This window comes from Streptomyces sp. NBC_00158 (assembly GCF_045160885.1).
Taxonomy (GTDB): Bacteria; Actinomycetota; Actinomycetes; order Streptomycetales; family Streptomycetaceae; genus Streptomyces.
This window is the reverse complement of record NZ_CP108161.1, coordinates 4,905,199-4,918,128: the sequence shown is the minus strand read 5'-3', so window position 1 is coordinate 4,918,128 and position 12,930 is coordinate 4,905,199. Positions and strand designations below refer to the sequence as shown.

The window sequence follows — 12,930 nt, the reverse complement described above, 5'->3', positions numbered from 1 at the left end:
GGGGACGCCGCGCCGATGCCGACCTTCTCGAAGGGTCGGTACTGATCAGCGCGGCTCGGTAAGCAGAAGGCGTACGGCACGCATGGCGTCAGGGTACCGCAGCGGCCCCCACGGGCGCTCGGACGTTCCACCGGTCGGGCACAACGAGAAGCGGGCCACCCGATCCGGGTGGCCCGCTTCTTCACTGTGGAGCTAAGGAGAATTGAACTCCTGACCTCCTGCATGCCATGCAGGCGCTCTACCAACTGAGCTATAGCCCCTTGTTTCTCTCTGCCGCCGGGCCCCTTCTCGGTTTCCCTTGCCGGTTCCCCCTGGCGACATCGAGAACATTACACGGTCATGGCCCCAGACCAAAAATCGGTTTCCGGTGGCCCGTTATGCCCGATTCGGCCGCCGTTGCACCGGCCGCCCGTGACCGTCGAGCGCCCCGTCCCGGCCACCCGCTCACGCGCGGGCGAACTGGTAGAAGCGCTTCAGCGTGCAGTGCTCGTCGAGCAGGCGGCCGTAGATCGGCTCGCCCTCCAGCTCCCGATACGTTTCGATCGGGTCGCCTTTTATGATCAGCGCCCGTGCGCATTCCTCGCACCAGTACTGGTAGTCGGGATTGACCGGGTCCATGTCCCGCACGATCGGCGTGCCGTTGTTGCACCAGTCGCACCGCCGCCGGTGTGCACCCATCCGTCAGCGACTCCCTCCCGCGTCGGGCCGTCGTGTCCCCCTCCGGCCGTCCGATTCTGCCACGTCGGCAGCGGACGGGTCAGCAAGCACACAAAGGGGAACAAACGCAAGGATCCCGCCCCCTGTTGGGGACGGGATCCTGATTGTGGAGCTAAGGAGAATTGAACTCCTGACCTCCTGCATGCCATGCAGGCGCTCTACCAACTGAGCTATAGCCCCGCTCTCCGCCGCGTTCCCCCCGTTTCCGGTGTTCTTCGCTGCGAACAAGAAGAACTCTAGCCTGTGACCAGCCGGAAAGTGAAATCCGGGCCCGAGCGGCCCTCCGGGCCGCGCGGAGGGCCCCGGCGGAAGCCCCGGCCGACCTCAGTCGTCGTCGCCGAGCACCGGCTCCGGCAGCGTGCCGGCGTTGTGCTCCAGCAGGCGCCAGCCGCGCGCGCCCTCGCCGAGGACGGACCAGCAGCAGTTGGAGAGCCCGCCCAGGCCCTCCCAGTGGCGCGGCTCCAGACCCAGCAGCCGGCCGATGGTCGTACGGATGGTGCCGCCGTGGCTGACGACGACGAGCGTGCCGCCCTCGGGCAGCCGGTCCGCGTGGTCGAGCACCACCGGAGCCGCCCGGTCGGCGACCTCGGTCTCCAGCTCGCCGCCACCGCGGCGCACCGGCTCGCCGCGCTTCCACGCCGCGTACTGCTCGCCGTACTTGTCGAGGATCTCCTCGTGGGTGAGGCCCTGCCACTCGCCCGCGTACGTCTCGCGCAGCGCCTCGTCGTGCACCACGGACAGGCCCGTGACGCCGGCCAGCTCGGCCGCCGTGTCAGCGGCCCGCCGCAGGTCGGAGGCCACGATGGCGTCCGGCTTCAGCGAGGCGAGCAGCCGGGCGGAGCGGCGCGCCTGCGCCACGCCCGTCTCGGTCAGCTCGATGTCCGTCGAACCCTGGAAGCGGCGCTCAAGGTTCCACGAGGTCTGGCCGTGCCGCCAGAGGACGATCTTCCTGCCGGGCTTGCCGGCAGGCCTCGTGGTCGTGCTCAGAACAGATCACCGTCCATCTCGTCGTCGCCCTGCGCCTCGCGCAGCTTGGCGTGCTCCTCGGCCTTGCCGATGGTGAGCTTGGCGTCCTCGGGGAGCTCGATCTCGGGGCAGTCCTTCCACAGGCGCTCCAGCGCGTAGAAGACACGCTCCTCGCTGTGCTGGACGTGGACGACGATGTCGACGTAGTCGAGCAGGATCCAGCGGGCGTCGCGGTCGCCCTCGCGGCGCACCGGCTTGGCGCCGAGCTCCTTGAGGAGGCGCTCCTCGATCTCGTCGACGATCGACTTGACCTGGCGGTCGTTGGGCGCCGAGGCGAGCAGGAAGGCGTCGGTGATCGACAGCACGTCGCTGACGTCGTACGCGATGATGTCGTGCGCGAGCCGGTCGGCCGCCGCCTGGGCGGCGGTGGTGATGAGCTCGATGGAGCGGTCCGTGGCGGTCACTGGCCATGCTTTCGGGTTGGCGGACAGATACCCACAAGGGTCTCACGTACCGCCGACGTCGCCCGCGCGGAACGTCCGGCGCGGGCACGGCCGCAGGTCGGAGCCGTGCCGGAACGGGAACCCGCCGGCCCGGCCCGCCCCGTCAGGACGCCTTGTAGTCCTTGCCCAGCACCACCACGACGTCCGCGTTCACCGGGCTCTCGGCCTTCTTCACGGCCGTCTCCGGCAGCCCCAGCGTCTTGGCCACGTCGACCGCCCGGTCCCGCTGGGCGTCGTCCTGGTACGTGATCCGCGTGGCGGCCTCCGTCCGGTCGGCCCGGCCTCCGTCCACGAAGCCGTAGCCGCCGTTGAGCAGCGCCGCCTTCGCCGCGACCTGCGCCTTCTCGCTCCCGGTGGCGTCCTTGAGGCCCACCCGCGGGGCGGCGCCGGGCTGGGTGGCGCCGGAGGAGCCGCCGAGGACCTCCTTGACGACCTTCCGGTTGGCCTCGTCGGTCAGGCCGCCGTCCGGCTTCACGGTGAGCACCTCGGTGCGGTACGCCGCCACCTTGGCGTGCTCGCCGATCCGCGACAGCAGCCCGCCGAGGTTCCGCGCGTCGAGCCCCGGGTCGAGGATCTGGCCCATGCTCTCGACGGTGGTGGCCGCCGCCCCGGGGTCGCCCGGGATCTTGCGGAGGACGGCGTAGAGCACCTTGCCGGTGCGCTCCAGCTGCCTCGCCTCCGGTTCGCCCCGGCCGCGGTGGGTGGCGTAGGCGACGGCCATCGCCCCGGTCAGGCTCTGCTTCGGCCCCTGCGCCACGGCCGGGGTCTTGGCCTGCTCGTCGGCCGGGACGGCGGTGTCGGTGTCGACCTCGATGCCGCCGACCAGCTCGACGAGGCGCTCCAGGAAGGGCGTGTCCAGGCGCCAGGTGCCGCCGATGCGGGTACCGAGGACGGTGTCGAGGGACTCGCGGGCGCCGAGGCCGCCCTCCTCGACGGCCTTGCCGAGGGAGGTGCCGGTGCCGTCCTGCTTGGGGACGCCCAGGGTGTTGGGGATCAGGACGGTGGCGCCCTGCTTCGTCGTGACGTTGTCCACGAGGAGGGCGGTGGAGCTGCCGCCCCGCTTGGTGTCGAGCAGGTGGACGACGATCATGTCGCGCTTCTGCGCGCCCGCGGCGGCCGCGGCGCCCTTCTCCTGCCCGGGGCCGTCGAGGAACGGCAGCCGGTCCGTGTACCAGAGCCAGCCCAGCGTGCCGACGGCGGTCAGGGCGAGGACGACGACCAGCGCGACGATCCGGTTCCGGCCGCGGCGGCGGGCCTCCTCGCGGCGTTCGGTGCGGCTCTCGGTGAAGGCGAGCCAGTCGATGACGTCCTCGGAGTCCTCGTCCGGCTGGTCGATGAAGGAGAACTGCTCGGTGCGGTAGTCACGGCCGCCGGGGGCGTCCGTGATCCCGGCAGGGGGCTCCGCGGGCGCCTCCCGGCGCGGCTCCGGCACCTGGGCGGGCGCGGGGGCCGGAGCCTGGGCCGGCTGCTGGTGGGGAGCGGCGGCCTGCTGCGGGATCCACTGCGGGGGGTCCTGCTGCACCGGGTACGGATCGTGGACCTGCGGCTCCGGGTACGGCTGCTCGTACTGGGGGTACTGCGGGTACTGCGCGTACTGCTGCTCGTACGGGGGCGGGGCGGGCTGTACGGGCTGCGCGGCCACCCGGCCGTACACGGGTCTGCCGTAGGCGTCGTAGCCGATGAGCTGCTGCTGGGCGGCGTACGGGTCGTACGGTCCGTACGGATCCTGTGGGTCGTTCACCGCGGGGCCCCTCTCTCCGGAAGCTCAGGCTCCCCGGTACAGCTCGCGCTTGTCGATGTAGCGCACCACACCGTCGGGAACGAGATACCAGACCGGGTCGCCCTGGGCGACCCGCGTGCGGCAGTCCGTGGAGGAGATGGCGAGCGCGGGGACCTCGACCAGCGAGACGCCGCCCTCGGGCAGTCCGTCGTCGGTGAGGACGTGGCCGGGCCGGGTCACTCCGATGAAGTGGGCGAGGGAGAACAGCTCGTCCGCGTTGCGCCAGGTCAGGATCTGGGCGAGGGCGTCGGCACCGGTGATGAAGAACAGGTCGGCGTCGGCGTTGAGCGCGCTCAGGTCCCGCAGGGTGTCGATGGTGTACGTCGGGCCGCCGCGGTCGATGTCGATGCGGCTGACGGAGAACTGCGGGTTGGAGGCGGTCGCGATGACCGTCATGAGGTAGCGGTCCTCCGCGGGGGACACGGCCCGCTGCGACTTCTGCCACGGTTCGCCCGTGGGTACGAAGACCACCTCGTCGAGGTGGAAAAGGGCGGCCACCTCACTGGCGGCCACCAGGTGTCCGTGGTGGATCGGGTCGAACGTCCCGCCCATCACTCCGAGCCGGCGCTTGACCGGGCCCGTAGGCATTTCCTGCTCTCCCATGAGCGCAGAGCCTACTGGCCCGGTGGCACGCGCGCGGCGGCCCGGTCCGTACGGGGAGCCCGGCCTAGCGGTCGCGGTTCAGGCGGGTGGTCACCCAGAGCATGAGCAGCAGGATGACGAACGCACCGCCACCGGTCAGGTACGGGTTCAGGCTGTCGTGGTTGCCGCCGTGCCCACCGGCTTCCTCCGCGGCGAGGAGGACCAGGTCGTGGGCGGTGGTGGAGAGGCTCATCAGGCAGGTACCTATCGAGTCGGGGAGCGAGCGGAGACTTCCCTCACATCGTATGCGGGGGCCCTGGGCACGCTCACGCCGACTCAGGCGTTGGAGAGGATGGACGCACGTCACCACAGCCGATCCAGGGGGAGGGCGCCATGACGGACACCGGTTCCGAGACGTCACCGGCACGCAGTCGCAGGAGGTTCCAGGGGATTTCCTCGCGGGCCTACGAGCACCCGGCGGACCGCTCCGCTCTGGTCGCGCTGCGCAAACTCGCCGGTTTCGACACGGTGTTCAAGGCCCTCAGCGGGCTGCTCCCGGAGCGCAGCCTGCGGCTGCTGTTCCTGTCGGACTCGGTACGGGTGGGCGAGACCCAGTTCCCCCACCTGCACGGAATGCTGCGCGACGCCTGTTACGTCCTGGACCTGGAGAAGGTCCCCCAGATGTACGTGCAGCAGGACCCGAAGCCCAACGCGATGTGCATCGGGCTGGACGAGCCGATCATCGTGGTGACCACGGCGCTGGTCGAGCTGCTCGACGAGGAGGAGATGCGGGCGGTCGTGGGCCACGAGGTGGGCCACGCGCTGTCCGGTCACGCCGTGTACCGCACGGTGCTGCTGTTCCTGACGAACCTGGCGCTGAAGGTGGCGTGGATCCCGCTGGGCAATGTGGCGATCATGGCGATCGTCACCGCGCTGCGCGAGTGGTTCCGCAAGTCGGAGCTGTCGGCGGACCGGGCGGGACTGCTGGTCGGGCAGGACGTGAACGCCTCGATGCGCGGCCTGATGAAGATCGCGGGCGGCAACCACCTCCACGAGATGAACGTCGACGCCTTCCTCGCCCAGGCCGAGGAGTACGAGGAGAGCGGCGACCTGCGGGACTCCGTCCTGAAGATCCTCAACGTGCTGCCGCGCACCCACCCCTTCACCACGGTGCGGGCGGCCGAGCTGAAGAAGTGGTCCCTGAGCCGGGAGTACCAGCGGATCATGGACGGGCACTACCCGAGCCGGGACGAGGACAAGGACACCTCGGTGACCGGCTCCTTCCGCCAGTCCGCCTCGCACTACGCGGATTCCGTGCGCACGAGCAAGGATCCGTTGATGAAGCTGGTCGGCGACATCGCGGGCGGTGCGGGCGACCTGGGCGGGAAGCTGCGCGACAGGTTCACCGGTTCGGGCGGCGGCGCGGGCCGGGAGTCCGGCGGCGCCAAGGGCTCCCCGGACTCCCCGGGCCCCGCCGGTGCTACGGGCTCGGACTCGGGCGGACGGGACTGACGGAGGCCGGAGCGGGCGGCTGGGACTGGACCTGGGGCTGGGGCTGCGCCGGCGGGCCGGTCGGCGCCCCGGCCGGTGCCAGTACGCCGCACAGCCCGGCCGTGCGCCGGGGGTGGCCGCCGGCGTACGGGTCGCTCGCGGGCGGCCCCACGGTGGTGGGCCCGGCGCCGGCCAGGAGGGGGCGGAAGCCCTCGGCGGGCTCGTTGGCGCAGTCCTGCGGCCCGGCCATCACGTAGGCCGAGGAGATCTCCGCCCGGCGGGCCGTGAGGTCCTCCCGGTCGAAGCGCAGGCGCAGCTCGCGGCGGACGGTGAACAGCGAGGCCCCGTCGGCGGCGGCGGGCGGGCCGGCCGCCGGCCGGACGGCGTACACGAAAGTGTGGTCGGTGCTCACCTCCAGCACCTCGGGGTCGAGCTCCTGGAAGGCGAGGGTCCCGCTCACCCGGACGCGGCTGTCGGCGACGACGGCGGTGGCGGGGTCGAAGCGGACCAGCCAGCCGGTGGCGGCGTGCCGGCCGTCGCCGGAGGGCGAGACCACGCTCTCGTCGAACTGCGCCAGCTGCCCGGGGTCCAGGAGCACCCGGACGGGCCGGGAGGCGCTGCCGGAGAGGACGTCCGGGTCCAGGGAGGACTGCACCAGGTAGTCCTTGGCGATGGACAGCGCGGCGACGACCTGGCTTTCGGTGAAGTGGTGCGTGCGGCGCACGGCCGGGAGGGTGATGCCGGCCGCCCCGACCCGGTACTCGGCCGCCGGACTGTTCGCGTAGAGGTCGGCCGGGCGGCCGCCGGGCACCGGGACGGCCGGCGCCAGGGGCACGACGGTGCTGCTCAGCGGCTCGGCGTTGCCGCCGGGCGCGGGTACGTACGGGTTGCGCAGGCCCATGTACACGGCGATCGCGAAGGCCGACGCGATGAGCAGCACGAGCAGCATGCCCTGACGGGCGCCCCGTCCCGGGCTGCCGGTGCGGGGGCCGACGGAGCCTGCGCCGGACCAGATGGAACGGCTGCGCACGGCCCGGGCGTGCTCGCCCATGCGTTCCTGGGCGGAGAACTCCTGGAGCCGGGCAGCGCGGACGAAGTCCTCGTCGAACACCACCGAGCGGTATTCGTCCGGGCGTGGTTCTTCGTCACCCCCGCCGATGCCTTCGGGGGTGCCGTTGGGCGGATCTCCTGGTACGGCCATCGCTTCTCCCGCTGTCCCCGCTTCAGAGAAGCCCCCAGCTCCGGAGCGAACGAGTGGGGTCGTACCTTCAGGGTTGGCGGCCGACGGGGTACGTAAACGCGCCGACGCCCGTGACTTCCCTGAGCGGAGTACTGGCCGGGGCGGGTGCGGGGTCCTGGTCGCCGGCCGCGCTGCGGTAGACGGCGCTGAAGGCGAGCGCGACCATGCCGAGCCCCATCACGACGGCGAGCACCCACGCGACGGGCCGCAGCCAGGCGGCCCGGCCGCGGTAGGGGCGCATGGCTCCGCCGTAGGCGCCGTACGGGCCTTCGGCGTAGCCGTGGCCGTACTGGCCGGGCTCCCATCCGGGGTCGTCGAGGCCGTACCCGTCCGGGTGGCCGTAGTCCTCGTCGGCGGCCCAGCCACCGGCGACGCGGGCGGCCTCGGCCTCGGCGCGCGCCCGGTCGGCGGCGCGCTGGCGCTCGGCCGCGCTCGGTTCATGGATCTCGGCGTTCCGGACGAAGTCCTCGTCGAGCACCACGGAGGCGAAGTCGAAATCCGCGCCTCCGCGGTCGTCGTCGGGCTCCCCGTCGTCCGGGAACGGCTTGCCCCCCACGTCGTCCGGCACGGGACCAGCGTAGACCTGGGGGGCCGCTTTGGGCAGGGTGTAAGCCTGATTCCGGCCACACCGTGTCCGCGCGATGGTTACCGAATGTGACCGTCGCCGGTGACGATGTACTTGGTGGAGGTGAGCTCGGGAAGGCCCATCGGGCCCCGGGCGTGCAGCTTCTGGGTGGAGATGCCGATCTCGGCACCGAAGCCGAACTGGCCACCGTCCGTGAACCGGGTGGACGCGTTCACGGCGACTGTGGTCGAGTCGACCAGCTGGGTGAAGCGGCGGGCGGCGGCCTGCGAGGTGGTGACGATCGCCTCGGTGTGGCCGGAGGTCCAGCGGCGGATGTGGGCGACGGCGTCGTCGAGGGAGTCCACGACGCCGGCGGCGATGTCGTACGACAGGTACTCGGCGGCCCAGTCCTCGTCGGTGGCGGGGACGGCGGTGACCTTGCTCCCCTCGGCGGCGGCCAGCACCTGGGCGTCGCCGTGGACGGTCACGCCGGCGTCGGCGAGCGCGTCGAGGGCGCGCGGCAGGAAGGCGGCGGCGATGTCGCGGTGCACGAGGAGGGTCTCGGCGGCGTTGCAGACGGAGGGCCGCTGGGCCTTGGAGTTGACGAGGATGTCCACGGCCATGTCGAGGTCGGCCTGGGCGTCGACGTAGACGTGGCAGTTGCCGGTACCGGTCTCGATGACCGGAACGATGGACTCCTCGACGACGGTCTTGATGAGCGAGGCGCCGCCGCGCGGGATGAGCACGTCGACGAGGCCGCGGGCGCGCATCAGCTCGCGGACGGAGTCGCGGGACTCGCCGGGGACGAGCTGGATCGCGTCGGCGGGCAGGCCGGCGGCCTCGATGGCGTCGCGCAGGATGGCGACCAGGGCGGTGTTGGAGGCGTAGGCGGAGGAGCTGCCGCGCAGGAGGACGGCGTTGCCGGACTTCAGGCAGAGCGCGGCGGCGTCGACGGTGACGTTGGGGCGGGCCTCGTAGATGATGCCGACGACGCCGAGGGGGACGCGGATCTGGCGGAGGTCGATGCCGTTGGGGAGGGTGGAGCCGCGGACGACCTCGCCGACGGGGTCGGGCAGGGCCGCGACGTCGCGCACGTCGGAGGCGATGGCGCGGACGCGCTCCGGGGTGAGGGTGAGGCGGTCGATGACGGTCTCGCTGGTGCCGGCGGCGCGGGCCTTGTCGGTGTCGACGGCGTTGGCGGCGACGATCTCGGCCGTACGGGCCTCCAGCGCGTCCGCGATGGCCAGCAGGGCGGTGTCCTTGGCGGACCGCGGGAGTGGCGCGATGGCGGCGGCGGCGGTGCGGGCCGCCTGCGCGGTGGCGGTGACGGGGGAGGCGGCGGTGGCGTCGTCGAGCGAGGTCATGCCGCCCAGGGTAATCCCCGCCACCGCTGGCTCCGCCGGGCCTTCCACCCCCCGAGACGCCCTTTCCGACGCGCCGCTCGCGCGACTCGGCCCTGGCGGGCCTCCCCGGCTTCGCGCCGCTGCGACCGCCTCCGGCCGTCGGGCCCCCGGCGGGGTCGGTTCGGGTGGCTGGGGCCGGTGGGTCGGGTGCGGGTGGTGTTGCCGCTGCGCGGGCGAGGTCCCCTACCCGCCCTTCGCCCGTTCCCCGGGGGCTCCGCCCCCGGACCCTCCCCCAGCTACCGCTGGGAGGTGCCCCCAGCGCCTCAAACGCCGGCGGGGCTATGAATAGCCCCGCCGGCGTTCGAGGCGACGGGCGCGCAGCGCCCGTACCGGGGTCAGGGGCAACGCCCCTGGGAACGGCGGAAGTGGGGGTCCCGGACGGAGTCTGGGGGAGGGTAGGGGACCGGCCCCGCCCGGCGGACCGGCGGACGGAGTCCGGCGCAGCGGGCCGAAGCCGGTAAGGCCGCCAGCGGCCGCACCGCGCGAGGCGCGCGTCTAGTACGGGTGCACGCCTACCGGGTGGGCCGGGGGTGGGCCGTAGCCTTCCGCCACGCGTTGGTGGTACGTGGGGCGGTCGATGACCTCCAGGCCGACGATCTCCCACGGCGGCAGCTGTGCCGTCGAGCGGTGTTCGCCCCAGAGCCGCAGGGCGACGGCCGCCGCGTCGTGGAGGTCGCGGGCCTCCTCCCAGTACCGGATCTCCGCGTGGTCGTCGGCGTACCGGCTCGTCAGCAGGAAGGGGTGGTCGTGCGCGAGCTGCTCCAGCCCGCGCCGCACCTCGGACAGCGGCGCCGGCTTGCCGGATACGCTGAGCGTGATGTGCCACAGGCGGGAGGTCTCGGCCTGTTCGTCCCCGCCGCCGCCCACGCTGGTCAGCGCTCGTCTCACCAGCCCGCCTCCTGTCTGCGCTACGCGTGTCCGCCCCACACAGTTGACCAGTCCCCGGCCCGCCGCGCGGGGGTTTTCCCGAACCTCAGCCCTGGAGCAGGACCAGATCGTCGCGGTGGACGACCTCCCGCTCGTACGCGGGTCCGAGCTCCCGCGCAAGCTCACGGGTGGAGCGGCCGAGGAGCTGGGGGAGTTCCTTGGCGTCGAAGTTGACCAGGCCCCGGGCCACGGCGCGGCCGTCGGCGGCGCGCAGTTCGACGGGGTCGCCGGCGCTGAAGTCGCCTTCGACGGCGGCGATGCCGGCGGCGAGCAGCGAGCTGCCGCGTTCGGTGACCGCCCGTACGGCGCCGTCGTCGAGGACGAGGTGCCCCTGCGGGGTGGAGGCGTGCTGGAGCCACAGCAGCCGGTCGGCGGAGCGGCGGCCGGTGGCGTGGAAGTGCGTACCGGTCTCGCGGCCGGCCAGGGCGTCGGCGGCCTGGCTGGCGGAGGTCAGGACCACCGGGATCCCGGCGGCGGCGGCGATCCGCGCGGCCTCGACCTTGGTGACCATGCCGCCGGTGCCGACGCCCGCCTTGCCGGCGCTGCCGATGGAGACGTGGGCGATGTCCTCGGGGCCGCGCACCTCTTCGATGCGGGTGGTGCCGGGCAGGGACGGATCGCCGTCGTAGAGCCCGTCGACGTCGGAGAGGAGGACGAGGAGGTCGGCGCGGACCAGGTGGGCCACGAGGGCGGCCAGCCGGTCGTTGTCGCCGAAGCGGATCTCGTCGGTGGCGACGGTGTCGTTCTCGTTGACGACCGGCAGGGCGCCCATGGCCAGGAGCTGGTCCAGGGTCCGGTAGGCGTTGCGGTAGTGGGCGCGCCGGCTGGTGTCGTCGGTGGTCAGCAGGACCTGGCCGACGCGGACGCCGTAGCGGGCGAAGGAGGCGGTGTAGCGGGCGACGAGGAGGCCCTGGCCGACGCTGGCGGCGGCCTGCTGCCGGGCGAGGTCCTTGGGGCGGCGGGCCAGGCCGAGCGGGGAGAGGCCGGCGGCGATGGCTCCGGAGGAAACCAGGACGATCTCCTTCTCGCCGCCGCTGCGCGCCTTGGCGAGTACGTCGACCAGCGCGTCCACCCGGTCGGCGTCGAGCCCGCCCGCCGCGGTGGTCAGGGAGGAGGAGCCGACCTTGACCACGATCCTGCGGGCGTCCACGACACCTTGCCTAGCCGCTGACACGTCTTTCCCCTCACCACGGAACCCGATGGCCCACTGACCCACTGACCGACCGGCCCAATCTACGGGGTGGGGCGGCGGGGCCGCCCCCCGGTTTCAGACCGTGGACGAGGAGCGGGCGGGCGCCGGGTCCCCGGCCACGGCCGCGGCGGCTCCGGTGCCGGGGATGAGGATCTTGCGGGAGAGCAGGAAGGTGAAGGGGATGGCGACGACGGCGGCGACCAGCGGTGCGATCCGGGTGTCCATCCCGGCCCAGGTGACCAGGGCGTAGAGCCCGGCGGACTGGATGACGTAGTTGGTGACGTTCGTCAGCGGGAAGAGGAGGAACTTCTTCCAGGTGGGCCGGGTGCGGTAGGTGAAGTAGGTGTTCATGAAGAACGACCCGATCATCGACAGCACGAAGGCGAGCGTGTACGCGGCGAAGTAGGGCATCCACGGGTGCAGCAGCAGGTAGATGCCGAAGAAGGTGCCGGTGTTCACGCCGCCCACCAGGGCGAACCGGAAGATCTGGCCGAGCTGGTCGCGCCGGCTGTGCCCGGTCATCAGCGGCTGCGCTCCGCGATCACGGCTTCGGAGATGCCGGGCATCCGCTCGGCGTCGGCGCCGTGGGCCTCCTTGACCAGGAAGTGCGGGCGGCGCTTGGTCTCGTAGTAGATGCGGCCGATGTACTCGCCGATCAGACCCAGCATGATCATCTGCATGCCGCCGATGCCGGCGATCAACGCGACGAGCGTGACGTAACCGGGCGATTCGATGCCGTTGGTGATCGCCTCGACGATGATCCACAGCGCGTACAGGCCGGTCAGCGCGACCAGCGACACGCCGAGCCAGATGCCGAGGCGCAGCGGCTTGTTGTTGAAGGAGATCAGTCCGTCCATGCCGTAGTTCAGCAGGGACCCGAACTTCCACTTGGTCTCGCCCGCCTCGCGCTGGGCGTTCTGGTAGTCGAAGTGGACGGTGTCGAAGCCGATCCAGGAGAACAGCCCCTTGGAGAAGCGGTTGTACTCGGGGAGCGCGAGCAGGGCGTCGACGGCGGGCCGCGAGAGCATGCGGAAGTCGCCGACCCCGTCGGTGAGCTCCACGTCGACCCAGCGGTTGACCCCGCGGTAGTAGAGGCGGCTGAGCGCGGAGCGGACCTTCTTGTCGCCCTCGCGGGTGCGCCGGGCGATGATCTGGTCGTGGCCCTGCCGGTAGTGCTCCAGCATGGTGGCGATCAGCTCCGGCGGGTGCTGGAGGTCGGCGTCCATGATGACCACGGCGTCGCCGGTGGCCTCGCGGAGCCCGGCGAGCATGCCGGCCTCCTTGCCGAAGTTCCGGCTGAAGGAGACGTAGCGGGTCCGCTCCCCGTGCTCGGCGGCGATCTTGCGGAGCTTGCCCAGGGTCCCGTCGCGGCTGCCGTCGTCGACGTAGCAGACCTCGTACTCGACCGGCAGGGCGTCCAGCACCTTGCGGATCTCGGTGTCGAACCGGTCGATGACGGCTTCTTCGTTGTAACAGGGGACAACTACCGACAGCTTGGTCATGAGCACTTCCTGCTGGCGTCCTAACGGGTGATTGTCGGCGACCGGACCCGCCACTCACCTCT

Annotated in this window: 14 protein-coding genes and 2 tRNA genes; 1 reads left to right on the top strand and 15 read right to left on the bottom strand. The window is 72.1% G+C overall.

The window, feature by feature from the left end:
- Nucleotides 1–187 precede the first annotated feature (187 nt).
- From OG553_RS22610 to OG553_RS22575, 8 genes are all read right to left on the bottom strand, one after another.
- Nucleotides 188–260, bottom strand: a tRNA-Ala gene (locus tag OG553_RS22610).
- Between the two features lie 184 nt (nucleotides 261–444).
- Nucleotides 445–678, bottom strand: a complete 234-nt coding sequence (locus tag OG553_RS22605) for a hypothetical protein (RefSeq protein WP_008738908.1) — start codon at nucleotides 676–678, stop codon at nucleotides 445–447.
- Nucleotides 679–824: 146 nt separating this feature from the next.
- Nucleotides 825–897: transfer RNA gene (locus tag OG553_RS22600), tRNA-Ala, on the bottom strand.
- Between the two features lie 144 nt (nucleotides 898–1,041).
- The gene (locus OG553_RS22595) at nucleotides 1,042–1,704 is read right to left on the bottom strand and encodes a histidine phosphatase family protein (protein ID WP_405983109.1); all 663 of its coding nucleotides are present in this window, start codon (nucleotides 1,702–1,704) and stop codon (nucleotides 1,042–1,044) included.
- Nucleotides 1,701–2,147 (bottom strand): ribosome silencing factor, encoded by a 447-nt coding sequence (rsfS, locus tag OG553_RS22590; RefSeq protein WP_125602767.1) that lies wholly within the window; start codon nucleotides 2,145–2,147, stop codon nucleotides 1,701–1,703. Before rsfS ends, OG553_RS22595 begins: the two co-directional genes overlap by 4 nt.
- Before the next feature lie 142 nt (nucleotides 2,148–2,289).
- Complete coding sequence (locus tag OG553_RS22585) at nucleotides 2,290–3,927, bottom strand: LCP family protein (RefSeq protein WP_405980723.1); 1,638 nt, start codon at nucleotides 3,925–3,927, stop codon at nucleotides 2,290–2,292.
- A 24-nt stretch (nucleotides 3,928–3,951) separates the two neighbouring features.
- Nucleotides 3,952–4,569, bottom strand: coding sequence for a nicotinate-nucleotide adenylyltransferase (gene nadD, locus OG553_RS22580; protein ID WP_007264023.1), 618 nt, complete (start codon nucleotides 4,567–4,569; stop codon nucleotides 3,952–3,954).
- A gap of 64 nt (nucleotides 4,570–4,633) precedes the next feature.
- A complete protein-coding gene (locus tag OG553_RS22575; protein ID WP_405980722.1) occupies nucleotides 4,634–4,801 on the bottom strand; it encodes a hypothetical protein in 168 nt (55 codons plus the stop codon).
- Between the two features lie 140 nt (nucleotides 4,802–4,941).
- Here OG553_RS22575 and OG553_RS22570 point away from each other — a divergent pair, with 140 nt between their 5' ends.
- Nucleotides 4,942–6,060 (top strand): M48 family metallopeptidase, encoded by a 1,119-nt coding sequence (locus OG553_RS22570; protein ID WP_405980721.1) that lies wholly within the window; start codon nucleotides 4,942–4,944, stop codon nucleotides 6,058–6,060.
- On the opposite strand, the gene OG553_RS22565 is transcribed toward OG553_RS22570, so the two are convergent.
- The 7 genes from OG553_RS22565 to OG553_RS22535 all read right to left on the bottom strand — a co-directional run bounded on the left by OG553_RS22565 (nucleotide 6,029) and on the right by OG553_RS22535 (nucleotide 12,868).
- A complete protein-coding gene (locus OG553_RS22565) occupies nucleotides 6,029–7,240 on the bottom strand; it encodes a hypothetical protein (protein WP_405980720.1) in 1,212 nt (403 codons plus the stop codon). The genes OG553_RS22570 and OG553_RS22565 overlap by 32 nt on opposite strands.
- Before the next feature lie 67 nt (nucleotides 7,241–7,307).
- Nucleotides 7,308–7,847, bottom strand: a complete 540-nt coding sequence (locus OG553_RS22560) for a hypothetical protein (RefSeq protein ID WP_405980719.1) — start codon at nucleotides 7,845–7,847, stop codon at nucleotides 7,308–7,310.
- Nucleotides 7,848–7,924: 77 nt separating this feature from the next.
- Nucleotides 7,925–9,208, bottom strand: a complete 1,284-nt coding sequence (locus OG553_RS22555; RefSeq protein WP_405980718.1) for a glutamate-5-semialdehyde dehydrogenase — start codon at nucleotides 9,206–9,208, stop codon at nucleotides 7,925–7,927.
- Between the two features lie 534 nt (nucleotides 9,209–9,742).
- Nucleotides 9,743–10,174: a hypothetical protein gene (locus OG553_RS22550; protein ID WP_386274904.1), complete on the bottom strand. Its 432-nt coding sequence runs from the start codon at nucleotides 10,172–10,174 to the stop codon at nucleotides 9,743–9,745.
- 46 nt (nucleotides 10,175–10,220) lie between these two features.
- On the bottom strand, nucleotides 10,221–11,348 hold the full coding sequence (gene proB / locus OG553_RS22545) for a glutamate 5-kinase (protein ID WP_405980717.1): 1,128 nt from the start codon (nucleotides 11,346–11,348) through the stop codon (nucleotides 10,221–10,223).
- Between the two features lie 93 nt (nucleotides 11,349–11,441).
- On the bottom strand, nucleotides 11,442–11,888 hold the full coding sequence (locus OG553_RS22540; protein WP_405980716.1) for a GtrA family protein: 447 nt from the start codon (nucleotides 11,886–11,888) through the stop codon (nucleotides 11,442–11,444).
- On the bottom strand, nucleotides 11,888–12,868 hold the full coding sequence (locus tag OG553_RS22535) for a glycosyltransferase family 2 protein (protein ID WP_405980715.1): 981 nt from the start codon (nucleotides 12,866–12,868) through the stop codon (nucleotides 11,888–11,890). The genes OG553_RS22540 and OG553_RS22535 overlap by 1 nt, the downstream gene beginning before the upstream one ends.
- Nucleotides 12,869–12,930: the final 62 nt, after the last annotated feature.